The following is a 16,800-nucleotide window of genomic DNA, read 5'->3' as shown; positions in this document are numbered from 1 at the left end:
GCACGCCATGAATGAGCATTCGGTTTCGCCCGCTGCGGGTGACTCCTTACCCGAAGCCGCCCTGACGCTGAAAACCTTGCCGTCGGTCGACCGCCTGATGGGCAGCGCGTCGGCCCAACAAGCCGCGCAACAGCACGGCCGCACGCTGGTCAAGCGGGCGATCCAGTCGGCGCTGACGACCACGCGCCAGCGGCTGGTCGCGTCTCCCGGCGAGCTGTTCACGCTCGACCAGCTGCACCGCGCAATCGCGCACAAACTGGCCACCGACCTGCGCTCCAACCTGCGTACGGTCTTCAACCTGACCGGCACCGTGATCCACACCAATCTCGGTCGCAGCCAGTTGCCGGAAGCAGCCATCACGGCGATGGTGCTGGCGGCGCGCTCAGCGGTGACGATCGAATACGATCTCGCCAAAGGCGGTCGCGGCGATCGTGATGACATCACCGAAGGCTTGCTGTGCGAACTGACCGGTGCCGAAGCGGCCACCATCGTCAACAACAACGCCGCCGCCGTGCTGCTGGTGCTGGGCGCGCTGGCCAAGGGCAAGGAAGTGCCGGTGTCGCGCGGCGAACTGGTCGAGATCGGCGGCTCGTTCCGCATCCCCGACATCATGCAGGCAGCCGGTTGCAAGCTGGTCGAGGTCGGCACCACCAACCGCACGCATCTGCACGATTACGAGAACGCGCTGTCGGACCAGACCGGCTTGATTGCGCGTATCCATACATCCAATTTTGAAGTCGTCGGCTTTACCGCCAGCCCGTCCGAAGCCGATCTGGCCACGCTCGCGCGTGCCCACGGCATCCCGCTGATGGTCGATCTGGGTAGTGGTGCGCTAGTGCCGTTCGAACGCTACGGCCTGCCGCATGAACCGCTGCCACAGGAAGCGATGAAGGCCGGTGCCGATGTCGTCACCTTCTCCGGTGACAAGCTGCTGGGCGGTCCGCAAAGCGGCATCATCACCGGCAACAAGGACTTGATCGCGAAGATCCGGCGCCATCCGCTCAAGCGCGCGCTGCGCTGCGACAAGCTGATCCTGGGCGCACTCGAAGGCGTACTGCGCACTTATCGCGACCACCTCGACGATCCGCAGGAACTGGCCCGGCACTTGCCGGTACTGCGCTTGCTGAGCCGGCCGCAAGCCGACATCCGCCAGGTCGGCGAACGCGTGCTGGCGTCGGTGCAAACGGCGCTGCGTGCAGTGGCCGACGTCACGCTGCATCCGGCGCAAAGCCAGATCGGCAGCGGCTCGTTGCCGGTCGAACGGCTCGACAGCTGGGCGCTGGTCATCGCGCCGCTGGGCAAGCGCAGCGGGCGCACCGTGCAGGCGCTCGAAGAAGTCTTGCGGCAATTGCCGACACCGGTCATCGGTCGCATCAAGGATGGCGCGATCTGGCTGGACTTGCGCACGCTCGAAAACGAAAGCGGCTTTCTGGCCCAGTTGGGCGTGCTCACGCAGCTGACGACAGCCGCATGATTATTGGCACCGCAGGTCACATCGACCATGGCAAGACCTCGCTGGTGCGGGCACTGACGGGGGTCGACACCGACCGTCTGGCCGAAGAAAAAAGTCGCGGTATCACGATCGAACTCGGCTATGCGTATCAGCCGGTCGATGCGGCTGATCCGGCCGGTGCGCGGCTGGGATTTGTTGACATGCCCGGTCATGAACGCTTCATTCACACGATGCTGGCCGGTGCTACCGGCATCAGCTACGCGCTGCTGGTGATCGCCGCCGATGACGGCGTGATGCCGCAAACCCGCGAGCATCTGCACATCCTGCAATTGCTCGGGATGCAGCACGGCGCGGTGGTGCTGACCAAGACTGATCTGGTGCCGCAGGCACGGGTCGCGCAAGTGACCGGCGAGTTGCAGCATCTGCTCGCCAGTACTTTTTTGAACGATGCGCCGGTGTTCCCGGTCAGCACGCTCAGCGGTGACGGCGTGCCGGCGCTGCAGCAATGTCTGGCTGATGTCGCGCGTCGCTGGCATGACGATCATCCCCCAGCGGACGTCAGCGCCGAAGTACAGGGCGGGCAATTCCGGCTGGCGCTGGATCGCTGTTTTTCGCTCGATGGTCGCGGCACCATCGTCACCGGCACCGTCTACGCCGGCTCGCTGCGGGTCGGCGATACCGTCAACGTGCTGCCTTCCCAATGTGATCGACCGATGCTGTCGGCACGGGTGCGCGGCATGCATGCGATGAACCGGACAGTCGAACAGTGCGGCGCCGGTCAGCGTGTGTCGCTGAACCTGGTCGGGCTGGAACGTAGTGCGCTGCATCGCGGCGACTGGATCGTGGCCGACACCATCACGCACCTGAGCGAACGCCTGGTCGTCGATCTGGCGCTGCTGGCCGACAGCAAGCCGCTGCGGCACTGGAGCGCAGTCCATGTGCATGTCGGCGCGGCCCACACGACGGCGCGCATCGCGCTGCTGCAAGGCGATGTGCTCTTGCCCGCGTCGGGCATGCTGGCCGAACTCGCGCTCGATGTGCCGCTGCATATCTGCCATGGCGACCGCATCGTATTGCGCGACGCCAGCGCTCAGCAAACCATCGGTGGCGGTATGGTGCTGGATGCTTGCGTGCCGGTGCGCGGCAAGCGCTCCGCAACCCGACTGGCGTTGCTGGCAGCGCAACGCGAACCGCTGGCCATCGATGCCTTGCGACGCACGCTGGTGCTGGATGCAAGCGGACTCGATGTCGATATATTTGCCGCCAATCGCAACCTGTCCGTACCGTTCGTGCAGTCGCTGCTGACGCAGCTCGGTGCGGTGGCTGTCAGCACCGACACCGGACACCATGCGTTTGCCGCTGATCGCTGGCAGCAATTGCAGCAAGCGGTACTGACAACGCTGGCGACGCTGCATGCGCGCGAACCCGATTATGTCGGCGTCGAGCGCGAACGCTTGCGCCGGATCGCACTGCCCACTTTGCCGCCGGCGGTGTTTCGCGAACTGCTGCGTGCACTGCTGCAGGACCAACACATCGTCGCGATCAGCCATGTGTTTATTGCGCTGCCATCGCACACGGTGGCGTTTTCCGATGACGAGCAAGCGCTCTGGCTGAAGGTTGTTCCGCTGCTGGCCGAACCGGCTTTCCAGCCACCGCGGGTGCGACCGCTCGCGGTAGCGCTGGGCAAGGATGAAGAGCTACTGCGCCGCTTGCTCGGCAAGGCCGCGCGGCTCGGCTTCACCTACCGAGTCGCGCATGATCATTACTTTCTCGACGGCGCCGTGCGCCGCCTTGCCGCGCATGTGCAGACGCTGGCCGAGACCGACGGCGACGCCTCGGTGGCGTTGTTCCGGGACCGCATCGGCACCGGCCGCAAGCTGGCCGTCGAGATCCTCGAATTCTTCAATCGGGTCGGTTATACGCGCCGTATTCATGACCGGCATCTGATCCGCCAGCACGCCATGTGGCAACAATGAAAGCTCCGTATAATGTCTCCGACGTTAAGTACTACCTCCGTGGATGAGCAACAGTCTGGCCATCCTGCAGGACATCATTACTGGGAGAGCTGCGCTTCCTGGTGGAACGACCGGACTTCAAATCCGGGTGGGGTTGCCAGCAATCCCAGGTGGGTTCGACTCCCACGCTCTCCCGCCACCTTCCTGTCACTCAACATGGCGCTGCCATCACGGCAGGCCGTGTCATGAGTGATGCCGACCTCCATCTTGTTGACGAACCACACCATCCGCCGCTCAGTCCGGCGATGGTTTCGACATGGCGCGGCAACAGCGAAGTGCGCGCCCTCGATATGCTGGCCGAAGAAGTCCCGGTCGCGCTCGAGTACAACGGTATCTCCCATGCGGTGATGCTGGCGTCACCGACCGACCTCGACGATTTCGCGCTGGGCTTCAGCCTCAGCGAAGGCTTGATCCGGCATCCATCCGACCTGTACGAATGCGAAGTGCTGGCGCAGGCCGGCGGCATCCGCATTGCGATGCGGATTTCAGGCGAATGCTTCGCCGCGATGAAAGACCACCGGCGCAACATGAGCGGGCGCACCGGTTGCGGCTTGTGTGGTGCCGAGACGCTGGCGCAAGTGCTGCGCACGCCGCCGCGCGTCGGCAGCGCTGTGCGCATCGATGCCACGCGACTGTATCAAGCCTTCAGCGCGATGGAGCAGCAGCAAGTGCTGCAACAGGCGTGCGGATCGACGCATGCCGCCGGCTGGCTGGCTGCCGATGGCCAAGTACCGGTCGTGCGCGAAGATGTCGGACGCCACAATGCACTCGACAAGCTCGTCGGTGCGCTGACCTCGCGCGGCACCGACTTTTCCAGCGGTGCAGCGCTGATCACCAGCCGCGCCAGCTATGAAATGGTGCAGAAGGCCGCGATGGCCGGTATCGGATTGCTCGCTGCCGTGTCGGCACCGACCGCGCTGGCGATGCGGCTGGCCGACGAGGTCGGGCTCACATTAGTCGGCTTCGTGCGCGGAAAAGGCCATGTCGTCTACACCCATCCGGAACGTCTTTGCCACGACCTGCCCTTGCTGAAATCAGCCTAGGTCGCCGGCACGTTAATCCCTCAGGAGCCCTGCCGTTCCAGCCATCGGGCAACACCTGCCAGCGTGCGGAAGTCGGCGACCGAACGGCATTCAATTGCCGGATGCCTTGCCCGCAGCATGCGCGACAGCGCGCTGCCGGGACCGAGTTCCAGCGCGACCGTGATGCCGGCTTCGGCGCAGGCATCCATGCACTGATCCCACTGGATTTTTTCGGCGAGCTGGCGCGACAGCACCGTGATGGCTGCCTCTTTGCCCGACACCCGCGCACCCGAGACCCCGCCCAATACCGGCGCCTTGAAGCTGGCGAACGGACTCTGTTCGAGTGCCGCGCGAAACGGCGCGACCGCGTCCTGCATCAGGGTCGTGTGCGAAGCGACTTCGACCTGAATAGGCGTCAGTTGCGCGCCCAGTTGCTGCAGGCTGGCTTCGGCCGCCTGCAGGTCGGCGCTGAAGCCGCCGACGATCAGGCTGTCCCCGCCATTCTGGATCGCCACCGCCAACTGATGACGTGCCAATACCGGCTGCAGCGCAGCGACCGTCAGGCCGGAGACAGCCAGCAGCGATTGGCGGGCCGATGGCGTAGTACACGCATCCATGCACTGCGCGCGGATCGCTGCCAAACCGATCAGCACGTCGGCCGGCAAGGCACCTGCGATGCCGTAGGCGCTGAGCTCACCGATGCTGTAGCCGGCCACCAGTGCCGGTGCCGGTACGCTGGACTTGAGCGCTTCCCACATCGCCAGTGCCGCCGCCACGATCAGCGGCTGCGCGATCCGGTTCGCAAACAGCAGCGCCGGATCGGCCAGCGCGACCGGCAGCGGCACGCCGCAGGCCGCTGCCACAGGCCATTGCGCCAGCAGGCTGGCGGCGTGCGGATCGGTGCCGGCCAAGTCGAATAGTTGCGGGTGTTGTGCGCCCTGCCCGGGACACAGGATGGCCAGACGTTGCCTCATTGCTGGAGCTTCATCAGGCGGTGAGCGCAGGCCACTGAAGGCAGCATGCCATCGCTAACGACCACATGTACCAGAACACTGGCGGCCAGCAGATCGGCCGCTCCGCCGGGCGACAGGCGTTGCCGGACGAATACCTCGTGACAGGCGATGGCATGACTGATCCAGTGCGGATCGGCGCTGCCGCCACGCGCCAGAAAATCCTGCGCCAGTTGCCTGACCGTTGCGGCACCGGCAGCCCCGCCGCGGTGATAGACGTTGGTGTCGCTGATGTGCGCCATCAGCGAAAAAAAGGCATCGACCTGCGCACAATGCAGGCTGCGTCCGGCATCGAGCGTGCGCTGCAGCGCCGGCAAGGCGAGCTCGAATACCGAAGGCAAACCGAGTGCAGCTTCTTCCCGTGCACCGCTGGCGGCATGCCGCGCGGCGGCTTGCATGCCGTGTGATGGCAGGCTGTCCGTTTGAGTGACAGCCGCCGTTGTCCGTGCGGTCAGCGCCGCGCCCCACTGCCGCAGCAAGGTGGCGCGGATCGCGTCGGCCGACAGCGCTATGCGCTGCGATCGGCATGCACCAATCGCGGCGCACAGCATGCCGACACAAAAGATCGCGCCACGATGCGTATTGATGCCGCCGGTGGCCTTGAGCATGCGCGCTTCGGCCGCCACACCGAGCCGCTCCAGGGTGCCAAATGGCGCACCGGCCATACCGGCTTCGGTGATGCGGATGAAGTAGTGGCGCAGCGCGAACAGGCTGCGCACGAAGGTCGCCGCTGTCATGTCGTCATGGCTGCCATTGTCGACCAGCGAGACCAGACCCGGCTTCGGATACAGGGCCAGCTCGGCGTGCAGACTGCGCACCGCATGACGGCCGATCTGCGCGCAAAACTGCTGCCGGGTAATACTTTGCGCTTCTACGCGGTAAGGCTGGCCGGCGATGTCCGGCGCGGCGACAGGTCCCGATTCATGCATGTACTGTGCTCCATCCTGTGATTCTGAAAACGATGGCGGCAGCGCCGTCACCGCAAAAATTATGTGCTGCCGGGCCAGGCCGGGTGCCAGGGCACGCACGTACGTCGCGCGGATCGTCGATGCCGGCAACGCACAGCAGGCATCGGCCATCATCGTGCTGGTGATGAACCCGCCGGACAGCGCCTGATCATAAACCAGTGCGATCACCTTGTGGCCACGGTAACGCGCCGGCCCGATGCATTTTCCGGGGTACGCCAGTGGTTGTGAATGCCCGGCATTTCATTGCGATACCGCAGCCGTCGACCCTGCGAATCGGCCAGGATTAGAACGGGTCGCTGCGGCTACCCGCACGCTGCGCGTTGTCGGCCACGATGGCCTGGCGATCCTCCTGCAGATAGCGGAGTTGCCGCCTGTGCTACGCCAAACCGGCACGTAGTCGCACTGCCGTCAGGGGCTGATTGACCAGCGCCACCCGGGCGCGGGCCTCGACGAGGCCGGTGATCTCGCGTGCATTTCCCCAGGTGCGGGGCATCGCACCGGCGGGTATCGACTCGACGGGTGTCAGATATAAATTGAAGTGCCGTTCGACACCGTTGATGAGCGCCGACTGGCGGAACTGCTCGGCCCTGCCCGTTTGCAGACATTGGCGGTAACCCGCCTTCTCTTTGTCGACACTCCGGCCAAAGATGGCCTTCAAAGACATCCCGACAAAAATGGTGTCACCCCATAGCGCTTTTTCGGCAAGGTTGAATTCATCGGGAATGAAGTCGCCATCGGACGAACAGGAACAGATCCACATGATTTCACCGGATTTCTCCCACTGTTTGGTGTGGTGCAAAAAAGATTCAGCGGACTTCATGAAGGATGTCCCGATCTCAAAAAAGCCCGTAATGCCGGTGGCGCGGTTGCACGGAGGGTGGCGTCAGGATGGATGTCAGTTACGGACAAGGGAACAGGGTGACCGGAACATCCTCGCCATACAGTGCGGCGTTATAAAAAAGTGACCCGATCGGCTATTGGACGCTCACCGGTCGTTCTATCCTGGCAGCACCGCCAGACTTGGTGTGGCGGCCGGCCGGGCGCGATGGTGGCGCGCGCGCCGCACGCATCACCTCAGCGATGGCATCGATGACCACATCGGGCCGGTCGAGTTGAATATAGTGCCCGGCATTGGCGATGGTGTGCTGCCTGCCGGACGCGGACATGGCCGCCAGCTCCCGATGCAAATCCAGCCAGTCATCCCCTCCCTGCAGCACGGTTTGCTGCGCCGTCAGGACGGCCAGTCTTTGCTCGCATGGTGAAGCACAAAATCGTCGAACCGCGCGCGCCTGGCCCGTATCTGGCCATTGCATCTGGCGTGTTTGTGCCTGTGCCTGCTGTTGCTGCCCTTGCCTACACCATTTTCTTGGCCGGTATTGATCGCCAATGCCGCGCTGCTGCAAGCCTGGATTCCCTGGGACCACTATTTTTTTTCTTATGACTACGCGTCGTGGAGCATTTCGACGGAGCTGTTTTTTTATGCCATTTTCCCTTTGCTGATGGCGACAGGAAAGCGTGCTGTCCTGTTCATCCTGCTGCTGTCTATCCTGCTGGTGGCGCTCCTGGTCGAGGTCTCTTCGGTGACCGATCTGCCAAGCTGGGCGCCAAGCGGGCAGCAACTCTCGAGCACCGGTTTGCTATATGGATTTCCGTTGGCGCGAATGAGCGAGTTCGTCCTCGGTGTGGTTTGCGGCTTGGATTTTCGGGCAAGAGAACAGGCGACACGACCGGCCGTACCAAGCCTGCGATGGACACTCTACGAGTGCGCCGCGCTGGTCGCGCTGGCACTGGCGTTCGCAGCCTGTCGCTTCGGGCTGGCTCCGTGCTTGCACCGGGCGATGCTGGCGCTTCACTTCACGAACTTGCCGCTGGTCGCGCCGGTTCAGGAAGCGACCACGCTCGGCGCAATCAGCCCGCTGGCTGGACTGATCACCCGCGAGTGGGCCGACCATGTTTGCCTGGCCCCCTTTGCGGCTGGATTGATCGTCGTTTTTTCGCGCCAGCGCGGTTGGATCACCGCGGGTTTAAGCAATCGCTACCTGGTATTCGGCGGTGAAATCTCGTTTGCCTTGTACCTGTTGCATCAGCTCGTGCTGCGTCTGATGCAGGAGCATCGAATGCAGTTTGATGGCAGCGGGTTCGCGCTGTATCTGCGGTCAATCGGGATCGGTGCTGCGATCCTGCACCTGACGGTCGAGCAACCGGCCAGACGCTGGTTGATAGGGCGAAAAATTCCGTTCCGGTACTGTTGAGCAACGCACTTATATCAACCGGCAGGGAGCAAAAAATGACGCCATCGACTACATTGTCAGCTTTTACAAATTAGCCAGACGACATTTCGCACCGGGCAAGGCGTCACGCTGCGCGCTCGAGCCGCACACGGCAGAAAAAACCTCTGGCTGTATCCGGACTGACTTGACCTCTGCACAGTGGTGTCTGATCGGATGGCTTGGACAAAAAATGAAACAACTGCAGCAAGATTTTAAGGTCATGCTCTTTACGATAGATAGCGTCAATTCATAACCCGGCCTACTCAAAATGATGGAATGGATCCCGATAGTCTTAGTGACGTTCAAAGTTCTCGTGCTCGGCACGGGGATGTTTTTCGCCATCCAGTGGCATTACGATCAAGGAAAGAAGGAGATGGATAAGCGCGCGCTGCTGCGCGCGGGAGCGAAGGTTGCCGCCATCTTCGTGCTATTGCTCCTGGTATTGACGCTGGTCACCTTTGTCCTTGCCGGTCTGCTCGGTTTGGACTTGACCTCCCCATGACGCGTTACAAAAACTCCTTGTTCGACAAGGGCAAGCGATGTCAAACCGGAATGATGAACAGGGTCTGCCATCTCAGGCCGATGGAGACCGTTCGAAATATTGACGGTTAGCGTTCCAAACAGTTGCCATAAGGGTGGTTACAGGATCCTCTGGATCGATTAACAGGATCGCTTTGTCCATATCATGCGTCGCATTTTCCATAAGGCCGGGGCCCACCACGCGCTCAATCGATGAGAAATGATAAAAACCCATTTTCCAGTCAGGGAACATGCGCGGCCGATCCCGCAGCGAATCGACAAGAATTAACACGCCCTCGTGGCGACGATCCACCATGATTTTTTTAAACAGCGCATCTATCGCCTCCGGATCACCTTCCATCAGTTGCAAGAACAAGCCATCGTGATGAAGCAGCACACCCGAAATCCCGTTCGCTTGATTGGATGCGCGCGCTTGTATTAACAACTTACTCAGTTCGTTGAGCGACATACGCTGCATTGAACGGCTGACGTACACGAGACTGCGAATGGTATTTTGCATTTTGTCCTCCGTGAGGAATCCTAAGCCGGATCGGGACAGGACACAAGACGTCCTGGTTGGTAGCCGGTCTGTCGGTTCTACTGCATTTACAAACTGAATAAGGTGCGTCGCAATGGGAATTCCGGACCCGCGTAACCCGTCATTCCTTTATCTCGCAAGGGCTAATGATTCACCGCCAGGGAACATTGTTATGTGGCGAGACATGCGTCGGCTGGCAGATATGCAAATCGGTTTTAATCCTGCCTCAGAAAGATAGGGGTAATTGAAAGGATTCGCGGACGCTTGCAGATGACTTGACAGCTACCGGGTGCCCCACACCCCAAATTCAGCCTTAAAAAGTAGAAGTGAGTAGCTCGATTTTTTGTTTCAGCGGTAACGCCATATCGGCGACGCGGTCGAGGCTGTTTTCTCTTATCTGGCAGAGATTGATCAGCTTTTCGCTCTGCAATCCCGCCCATGCCAATATCGCATGGCATGCTGCAGGAGTATCCATGAAGCCATGCAGATAGGTTCCCAAAATATGATCGTCGGCCGATATGGCACCTTCTGCATGACCTTCAATTTCGAACGCCGGATTGGCTAAGGCGCTGCCGGTTGATACACCCATATGGATTTCATAACCGCTCACAGACGCATCCGCAAACTGGCATCTACCCGTAACAGTTTCAACGCGCTTGTCCTTGCGCAGCTCGGTATCAAGATCGAGCAGGTCCAGGCCGTCATCCGATCCGGGCTTTCCTTCCACCCCGAGGGGATCGGCGATTGTCTTGCCCAGCATCTGGAAGCCACCGCAAATACCCATTACTTTGCCGCCGTAGCGCAAATGACGCGCTAGCGCAGCGGGCCAACCTTGCGCCTTGAGCCACGCCAGATCAGAACGGGTGTTTTTACTCCCGGGCAAGATGATCAGATCCGCTGGTGGAATCGTCTGCCCGGCCCGTATGAACTGCAGATCGACGTCGGGATGAGCGCGCAGTGCATCAAAGTCAGTATGGTTGCTAATGCGCGGCAATACCGGCACCAGTACGCGAAATTGTCCCGCTTCGACCTGCGTAGACTGAATGCCGTCTTCGGCATCCAGAAACAACCCCTGCAGATACGGCAGCACTGCCAGCACGGGCTTGCCAGTCTGTTTTTCCAGCCAGTCCAGACCAGGCTCAAGCAGGCCGACATCACCGCGGAAACGGTTAATCACGAAGCCGACTATGCGGTTACGCTCGCTCTCCGACAAGCACGCCAGTGTGCCGATCAGATGCGCAAAGACGCCGCCGCGATCAATGTCTGCCACCAGAATCACCGGGCAATCGACGGCTTCCGCAAAGCCCATGTTGGCAATATCGCGCTCACGCAAATTCACCTCGGCCGGACTGCCGGCACCCTCGACGATGACGACCTCGTACTGATCGCAGAGTCGCCGGTACGATTCCAGCACCGCTTGCATCGCCACGGTTTTATAGACGTGATAATCGCGCGCATGCATGTCGGCGCGCACCTTGCCGTGAATGATGACCTGCGCACCGGTATCGCTCGACGGCTTCAGCAATACCGGGTTCATGTCGGTATGCGGTACCAGTCCGGCGGCTTGCGCCTGCAACGCCTGGGCACGTCCGATCTCGCCGCCATCGGCGGTGACCGCACTGTTGAGCGCCATATTCTGCGGCTTGAAGGGCACGACCTTGATGCCCTCGCGCGCCAGCAGGCGGCAGAGCGCAGCGACCACGGTGGTCTTGCCGGCATCCGATGTCGTGCCTTGTACCATCAGTGTTTGAAATGGAAACTTCATGGAGTGGTGCTCCGGTGATTGCGCGCGCTGTCGAGTTTTTCGCACAAGGCGGCGGTGCCGTCGATCAGGCGCGGGCCGGCACGGTTGAGCAAGTCGGCGTCGATGGCAAACAGGTTGTTGTTTTTGACGGCCAGCAGTGCCGGGTAGTCTTGCCATAGCGCGAGTCCGGTCTCGGTCTTCTGCAGATTCGATCCGGTGACGATGGCTTCGGGGTTTGCTTGCAGCACGGCTTCGATATTGACGATCGGGGCCGTCGTGGCGAGGCGATCAAAAATATTTTCGCCGCCGCACACCCGAATCGCATCGCTGACAATATGCCGGCCATTTAACGTGTAGAGCGGTTTGCTCCAGACCTGATAAAACACGCGCACGGTCGGACGACCCGCGTAGCGTGCCGTCAATGTCGACAGCGTCTGCCGCAATTGCGCCGCGCGCTTTGCCGCCACCGCGTCGGTACCGAGCAATTGTCCAAGACGCACGACGGCATCGGGAATCTCGTCAAGCTTGTGCGGCTCGCTGTAAAACAGCGGAATGCCGAGCTGCTGCAACTGCTCCAGCTGACGCGCCGAACTGCCATGCAACCACACCACCAGCAAATCCGGCTTCAAGGCCAGCAGCCGTTCGATGTCGATCTGACGGCTATCGCCGACTACGGGAAGGCGCTTGGCCTCTGCCGGAAAATCACTGTGCGACAGCACGCCAACCACCCGCTCTGCAGCACCGGCGGCAAACAATAATTCGGTCGCGTGCGGTGCCAGCGACACGACGCGCTGCGCTGGTTGCGCCAGGGTGATGACATGTCCGGCGTCATCGCGTGCCGTTACTGCTGCTGCGGCGGCTGTCTGCATGACCAACCAGCCCATTAATATCCATCCGATTTTCATTGCTTGCCCTGTCGTGAAATCCATCCTGCCAATCCGTCACTCAGACGCTGCCATGCGGCCTCATCGGGCGGCAAGCCGAGTCGTATTCCACCGGCACCGGCAGTAAATAGACGAACCCAGATACCTGCTTCGGCAAAGTGCTGGCGAAAGGCCACTGCGTCGGGTTCAGGCCACCATTGAAATAACGCCGTACCGCGGGATGCGATGGCGTGCCTGGCAAGCAGTTGCTGCAAGCGCAGACCGGCATCGGTTAGTTGTGCGCGCATCGCTGTTTGCCAGCCGATATCGGCCAGCGCTGCGCAGCCAATCTGCTGCGCCGGGCCGCTGACTGACCACGGGCCGATTTCGTCTTCAAGTGCCTTCAAAATACTGCGCTCTGCGGCGACGAAACCCAGTCGTAACCCGGCCAGACCGAAAAATTTTCCTACCGAGCGCAAGACGATCAACCCGGCGCGATCGCTACATTGCGCCACGCTCAATGCGGGCTCCATATCGCCAAAAGCTTCGTCCACGACCAGCCAGCCACCGCGCGCAGCAAGCCGCTCGGCCCAGTCGAGCAAGCATTCGGGCGCAATGCGTGCGCCGGTCGGATTGTTCGGATTACACAGCACCAGCACGTCGCAGGCATCAATCACGGCATCAACGTCGACATCGAGCTCGGCATGGCTGACTTCACGCACGTCGTGCAACGCACGTCGCCATTGATGCGCATGCTCGGCGTAGGTGGGTGAGACCACCGCCACGCGCGAGTGCGCGCGCAATTGCGGCAACGCCTGAATCGCTGCTTGCGTGCCGGCCACCGGCAACAATGCCGGCGCACCGTAGTAGCTGCACGCTGCAGCGATCAACGCTGGAGAGGGTTCCGGCAAGCGCTGCCAGGCATCGACATGCACGGCAGGCGCCGGATACATCAGCGGGTTAATTCCGGTCGACAGGTCTATCCATTCCGACGGCGGACGCGCAAATTGCGCCATCGCTGCCCGCAGGTTGCCTCCATGTTCAAGCATGCTTATCCCTTCAACCAAAGTAAGAACCCTATAAGCCCGATCACACCAGTCCACAGCGCGCAGGTACCGAGCACCAGATGCCAGGCACGGGCGATGTCGCGCCCGGCAGCGGGTTCTCCCCGGCCCAGTGCAGGCCGGGATTCGATCTCACCGTCATAACGCGCCGCACCGCCGAGCGCCAGACCAAGCGCACCGGCGCCGGCAGACATCACCGGTCCGGCATTCGGACTCGACCACGCGGGTGCCTGCGTGCGCCAGCACCACAGCGCGTTGGCGGTGTTGCCGAGCAGCGCATACGACAGCGCCGTCAAGCGCGCCGGTAACCAGTTCAAACCATCATCGATGCGCGCGGCCACCCGACCAAAGCGCAGATAGCGCGGCGTCCGATAGCCCCACATTGCATCGAGTGTGTTCGCAAGACGAAACAGCAAGGCGCCCGGACCACCGGCGATGACAAACCAGAACAAGGTACCGAAGACCGCATCATTACCGTTTTCGAGCAGCGATTCGACACCGGCCTTGGCCAGATCGGCGGCACTCGCATCGGCCGTATCACGGCTGACAATACGCGCCGTCAGCGCGCGCGCCAGCGGCAAATCCTGTGCCGCCAACGCGGTTGCAATCGGCAGCAAGTGGTCGCGCAAACTGCGTAGTCCGATGCTGAAATACAGCAGCAACACATGCAGCAAGGCGACCATCCAGAAGCTGTATGACGCGGCGATGCGTATCAGCCAGATGGCAGCAATCACCGGTGGCAGAACCGCGAGCAGCCAGGCCAGTGCGCCGCACAGGATGGACCGGTCGGGCTTGTTGAGCCGACGCTCCAGTGCGTTTGCCAGATTGCCGAAACCCACCAGCGGATGCCAGCGTCGTGCTTCGCCCAATACCAGATCGAGCAGCACACCCGCAACAACCAGCAGTGCGACCACCGGCATGCCCAACGCCATCAACATGGAGCGCCCTTCAACATCAACGGCAAGCCCGCCGCGACCCACACCGCCCGCTCGCACACTACGGCGACGGCTTGATTCAAGCGCCCTGCTTCATCGACATACCAGCGTGTGATCGCACCCTGCGGGATGATGCCCATGCCGACTTCATTTGATACCAGCACGATGTCGCCCGGGGCCTGTTCCAGCGCCTGCAAAAACAAAGTGCGCTGCGCCACGAAGGTCGGCGGTGCAGTGATCCGGCCGACCTCGGGAAAATCCAGCCCGTCGGCAAACAGCAGATTCGACAGCCAGACGGACAGGCAATCGATCAGCAACACGTTATCGGGCCTGCTGTGCGCGCGCATCGCTGCGCCAAGTGCCAGCGGTTCTTCGATCGTGGTCCAGCCGGCCGGACGCTGCTGGCGATGCACCTCGATGCGTGCTGCCATCTCGTCGTCGCGGGCTTGCGCCGTGGCGATGTAAATAACTGCTTTGCCGCTGGTGCCGGCCAGCCTTTCGGCATGCGCGCTTTTGCCGGAGCGTGCGCCGCCCAGAATTAGCGTGCGAGTCATGAGGTTGCCCGCGAGACGGTCCAGCGCCCTGAGAGTTGATTATTCATTGCCAAGTTCTGCCGGAAGAAAAAGAAGTCGGGTGCCGTAACGCACGATATCGATCGGGTGACCGAGGCATTGGCCGAGCAGTGTGCTGGTCATCATCTGCGCCACCGTACCGGCCTGCCACTGGCCATTTCCCATCAGTAGCAGCACGTGACTTGCGACCGACTGCACCTGATTGAGATCATGGCTGACCATCACGATCGCCTTGCCCGCATCCCGGCGCAGCGATGTCAACAACTGCATGACGCTGACCTGATGCGCCAGATCGAGCGCATTGGCCGGTTCATCGAGCAACAGCAGCGGTGTGCCTTGCGCCAGCACCGCAGCAATCGCTACCCGCTGCCGCTCGCCACCCGACAGCGAACGCACATCGCGTTGTGCCAGGTCGGCCACATCCATGGTCGACAAGGCCGCCTGTGCCATCTGATGATCATCGTCGGACTCCCAGTAGCGAGCGCCATGGTGCGGATGCCGGGCCGACAGCACGGTGTCGATCACCGAATAACTGAACGCATCATTGTGACCCTGCGGCAGATAAGCACGCTCGCGTGCCAGCGCCTGTAACGGCCAGTCGGCCAGCGCGCGCCCTGCCACTTGCACCACGCCGCGATCTGGTGGCCGCAAGCCCGCCAGCGCCGTGAGCAGCGTGCTCTTGCCCGCGCCGTTACGACCGACGACGCACCAGCATTGCCCTGCTGTGATCTGCCAGTCCAGCGCGTCGATCAGCACGCGACCTGCCACCTGCAGGCTAAGGTCCCTCGTCTGCATCATCCGGTGCTTCTCCGCAGATGGTGCAGTTGCAGCAAAAAGAGCGGCACGCCAATCAACGCAGTGATCACGCCCACCGGCAGTTGCTGCGGTGCGACCACGGTGCGCGCGAGCGTATCGGCCAGCAGCAAAAATGTCCCGCCGACCAGTACCGACGCGGGCAGTAACAACCGGTGATCGGGACCGAGCGCAAAGCGACAGGCATGCGGCACGATCAGGCCGACAAACCCGATACTGCCCGCGTTGCTGACCGCAGCAGCGGTCAGCAACGCCGCACAAAAAAACAATCCGCGACGCAAGCGCGCGACCGGCACACCCAATGTCAGCGCCGCATCGGCATGCAATGCCATGATGTTGATGGCCCGCGCAAAGCGCAGCGATAACAGCAAGGCACCGGCGAGTATCAGCCACGGCAAACCGCGCAAGGTCGATCCCGACACGTCGCCGATGAGCCAGAACACCATGCCGCGCAAGCGGCTATCGGGTGCAATCGACAGCATCAAGGTGACCAGTGCGCCGCAGCCCGACGCCACCACCACGCCGCTAAGCAGCAACAGCGAACGATCGCCCCGGCCCGAACCGCCACGCAGATCGCGGTGTACCAGCACAAACAGCAACAACGCCACCATCAGCGCACCGGCAAACGCGGCGGCATCAATCATCCATGCCGCGCTGAAAAAAAGCATGGCCGCCAGCGCCCCGACCGCCGCACCGCCCGACACGCCCAGCACATATGGATCAGCCAGTGGATTGCGCAGCAATGCCTGCATCATCACCCCGGCCAGCGCGAGCATTGCGCCAGTGACGAAGGCCGATGCGGCGCGCGCGAGGCGCAAGCCGAGTACGGTCGACGCCAGTGACGCATCGCCACCGGCGAGCAGGGTGCTGGCGGCTGTCTGAATCTCCGGCAAGGATAACGATACCGACCCGGTCATCCCCGCTACCAGCAGCGCAACCAGAGCTGCGATGACAAGCAAGCCGACCACAACGAGTGATCGTTTGCGTGCCGACAAACCTGCGCTGGTACCCATG

Annotated in this window: 17 protein-coding genes and 1 tRNA gene; 6 read left to right on the top strand and 12 right to left on the bottom strand. The window is 62.0% G+C overall.

Annotated features, from left to right (window positions below; translation table 11 throughout):
• Window positions 1-7: 7 nt before the first annotated feature.
• From selA to fdhD, 4 genes are all read left to right on the top strand, one after another.
• Window positions 8-1,474, top strand: coding sequence for an L-seryl-tRNA(Sec) selenium transferase (gene selA / locus RHM62_RS08940; protein ID WP_322125139.1), 1,467 nt, complete (start codon window positions 8-10; stop codon window positions 1,472-1,474).
• Complete coding sequence (gene selB, locus RHM62_RS08935; protein WP_322125138.1) at window positions 1,471-3,429, top strand: selenocysteine-specific translation elongation factor; 1,959 nt, start codon at window positions 1,471-1,473, stop codon at window positions 3,427-3,429. Before selA ends, selB begins: the two co-directional genes overlap by 4 nt.
• Window positions 3,430-3,511: 82 nt before the next feature.
• A tRNA-Sec gene (locus tag RHM62_RS08930) sits at window positions 3,512-3,607 on the top strand.
• Window positions 3,608-3,653: 46 nt separating this feature from the next.
• Entirely contained in the window at window positions 3,654-4,511 is an 858-nt protein-coding gene (gene fdhD, locus RHM62_RS08925; RefSeq protein ID WP_416172302.1) for a formate dehydrogenase accessory sulfurtransferase FdhD, read from the top strand.
• A 20-nt stretch (window positions 4,512-4,531) separates the two neighbouring features.
• Here the strand turns inward: fdhD and RHM62_RS08920 are convergent, their stop codons facing one another.
• The 4 genes from RHM62_RS08920 to RHM62_RS08905 form a co-directional block, all read right to left on the bottom strand.
• Window positions 4,532-5,464 (bottom strand): ACP S-malonyltransferase, encoded by a 933-nt coding sequence (locus RHM62_RS08920; RefSeq protein ID WP_322125137.1) that lies wholly within the window; start codon window positions 5,462-5,464, stop codon window positions 4,532-4,534.
• The gene (gene mdcB, locus RHM62_RS08915) at window positions 5,461-6,429 is read right to left on the bottom strand and encodes a triphosphoribosyl-dephospho-CoA synthase MdcB (RefSeq protein WP_416172322.1); all 969 of its coding nucleotides are present in this window, start codon (window positions 6,427-6,429) and stop codon (window positions 5,461-5,463) included. The genes RHM62_RS08920 and mdcB overlap by 4 nt, the downstream gene beginning before the upstream one ends.
• A 415-nt stretch (window positions 6,430-6,844) precedes the next feature.
• Complete coding sequence (locus tag RHM62_RS08910) at window positions 6,845-7,288, bottom strand: hypothetical protein (protein WP_322125135.1); 444 nt, start codon at window positions 7,286-7,288, stop codon at window positions 6,845-6,847.
• Window positions 7,289-7,442: 154 nt separating this feature from the next.
• Window positions 7,443-7,781 carry a hypothetical protein gene (locus RHM62_RS08905; protein WP_322125134.1) on the bottom strand — a complete coding sequence of 113 codons (339 nt, stop codon included), beginning with the start codon at window positions 7,779-7,781 and terminating at the stop codon, window positions 7,443-7,445.
• Between RHM62_RS08905 and RHM62_RS08900 the strand changes: the two genes are divergently transcribed.
• Window positions 7,776-8,720, top strand: coding sequence for an acyltransferase family protein (locus tag RHM62_RS08900; protein WP_322125133.1), 945 nt, complete (start codon window positions 7,776-7,778; stop codon window positions 8,718-8,720). The two genes, RHM62_RS08905 and RHM62_RS08900, sit on opposite strands and share 6 nt — an antisense overlap.
• 286 nt (window positions 8,721-9,006) lie before the next feature.
• Window positions 9,007-9,240, top strand: coding sequence for a hypothetical protein (locus tag RHM62_RS08895; RefSeq protein WP_322125132.1), 234 nt, complete (start codon window positions 9,007-9,009; stop codon window positions 9,238-9,240).
• Window positions 9,241-9,312: 72 nt separating this feature from the next.
• Here the strand turns inward: RHM62_RS08895 and RHM62_RS08890 are convergent, their stop codons facing one another.
• From RHM62_RS08890 to RHM62_RS08855, 8 genes are all read right to left on the bottom strand, one after another.
• The gene (locus RHM62_RS08890; protein WP_322125131.1) at window positions 9,313-9,777 is read right to left on the bottom strand and encodes a BLUF domain-containing protein; all 465 of its coding nucleotides are present in this window, start codon (window positions 9,775-9,777) and stop codon (window positions 9,313-9,315) included.
• A gap of 331 nt (window positions 9,778-10,108) precedes the next feature.
• On the bottom strand, window positions 10,109-11,560 hold the full coding sequence (locus RHM62_RS08885) for a cobyric acid synthase (RefSeq protein ID WP_322125130.1): 1,452 nt from the start codon (window positions 11,558-11,560) through the stop codon (window positions 10,109-10,111).
• Window positions 11,557-12,468 (bottom strand): cobalamin-binding protein, encoded by a 912-nt coding sequence (locus tag RHM62_RS08880; RefSeq protein ID WP_322125129.1) that lies wholly within the window; start codon window positions 12,466-12,468, stop codon window positions 11,557-11,559. The genes RHM62_RS08885 and RHM62_RS08880 overlap by 4 nt, the downstream gene beginning before the upstream one ends.
• Entirely contained in the window at window positions 12,441-13,451 is a 1,011-nt protein-coding gene (gene cobD, locus RHM62_RS08875) for a threonine-phosphate decarboxylase CobD (protein WP_322125128.1), read from the bottom strand. Before cobD ends, RHM62_RS08880 begins: the two co-directional genes overlap by 28 nt.
• A 2-nt stretch (window positions 13,452-13,453) precedes the next feature.
• A complete protein-coding gene (gene cbiB / locus RHM62_RS08870) occupies window positions 13,454-14,404 on the bottom strand; it encodes an adenosylcobinamide-phosphate synthase CbiB (RefSeq protein ID WP_322125127.1) in 951 nt (316 codons plus the stop codon).
• Window positions 14,398-14,955, bottom strand: a complete 558-nt coding sequence (cobU, locus tag RHM62_RS08865) for a bifunctional adenosylcobinamide kinase/adenosylcobinamide-phosphate guanylyltransferase (RefSeq protein ID WP_322125126.1) — start codon at window positions 14,953-14,955, stop codon at window positions 14,398-14,400. The genes cbiB and cobU overlap by 7 nt, the downstream gene beginning before the upstream one ends.
• Window positions 14,956-14,994: 39 nt before the next feature.
• On the bottom strand, window positions 14,995-15,771 hold the full coding sequence (locus tag RHM62_RS08860) for an ABC transporter ATP-binding protein (protein WP_322125125.1): 777 nt from the start codon (window positions 15,769-15,771) through the stop codon (window positions 14,995-14,997).
• Window positions 15,768-16,799 (bottom strand): iron ABC transporter permease, encoded by a 1,032-nt coding sequence (locus RHM62_RS08855; protein WP_322125124.1) that lies wholly within the window; start codon window positions 16,797-16,799, stop codon window positions 15,768-15,770. The genes RHM62_RS08860 and RHM62_RS08855 overlap by 4 nt, the downstream gene beginning before the upstream one ends.
• Window position 16,800: the final 1 nt, after the last annotated feature.

Origin of the sequence: Actimicrobium sp. CCC2.4 (genome assembly GCF_034347385.1) — a bacterium.
Taxonomy (GTDB): domain Bacteria; phylum Pseudomonadota; class Gammaproteobacteria; order Burkholderiales; family Burkholderiaceae_D; genus Actimicrobium.
Note: the sequence above shows the minus strand (reverse complement) of the source record. Positions and strands in the feature narration are given on the sequence as shown.

Coding starts and splice junctions, on each gene's coding strand:
- cbiB (WP_322125127.1), bottom strand. CDS start 14,404: ATGTTGATGGCGTTGGGCATGCCGGTGGTCGCACTGCTGGTTGTTGCG.
- RHM62_RS08895 (WP_322125132.1), top strand. CDS start 9,007: ATGATGGAATGGATCCCGATAGTCTTAGTGACGTTCAAAGTTCTCGTG.
- RHM62_RS08910 (WP_322125135.1), bottom strand. CDS start 7,288: ATGAAGTCCGCTGAATCTTTTTTGCACCACACCAAACAGTGGGAGAAA.
- RHM62_RS08880 (WP_322125129.1), bottom strand. CDS start 12,468: ATGGATTTCACGACAGGGCAAGCAATGAAAATCGGATGGATATTAATG.
- mdcB (WP_416172322.1), bottom strand. CDS start 6,429: ATGCATGAATCGGGACCTGTCGCCGCGCCGGACATCGCCGGCCAGCCT.
- RHM62_RS08885 (WP_322125130.1), bottom strand. CDS start 11,560: ATGAAGTTTCCATTTCAAACACTGATGGTACAAGGCACGACATCGGAT.
- cobU (WP_322125126.1), bottom strand. CDS start 14,955: ATGACTCGCACGCTAATTCTGGGCGGCGCACGCTCCGGCAAAAGCGCG.
- fdhD (WP_416172302.1), top strand. CDS start 3,654: ATGAGTGATGCCGACCTCCATCTTGTTGACGAACCACACCATCCGCCG.
- selB (WP_322125138.1), top strand. CDS start 1,471: ATGATTATTGGCACCGCAGGTCACATCGACCATGGCAAGACCTCGCTG.
- cobD (WP_322125128.1), bottom strand. CDS start 13,451: ATGCTTGAACATGGAGGCAACCTGCGGGCAGCGATGGCGCAATTTGCG.
- selA (WP_322125139.1), top strand. CDS start 8: ATGAATGAGCATTCGGTTTCGCCCGCTGCGGGTGACTCCTTACCCGAA.
- RHM62_RS08890 (WP_322125131.1), bottom strand. CDS start 9,777: ATGCAAAATACCATTCGCAGTCTCGTGTACGTCAGCCGTTCAATGCAG.
- RHM62_RS08905 (WP_322125134.1), bottom strand. CDS start 7,781: ATGCAATGGCCAGATACGGGCCAGGCGCGCGCGGTTCGACGATTTTGT.
- RHM62_RS08920 (WP_322125137.1), bottom strand. CDS start 5,464: ATGAGGCAACGTCTGGCCATCCTGTGTCCCGGGCAGGGCGCACAACAC.
- RHM62_RS08855 (WP_322125124.1), bottom strand. CDS start 16,799: ATGGGTACCAGCGCAGGTTTGTCGGCACGCAAACGATCACTCGTTGTG.
- RHM62_RS08860 (WP_322125125.1), bottom strand. CDS start 15,771: ATGATGCAGACGAGGGACCTTAGCCTGCAGGTGGCAGGTCGCGTGCTG.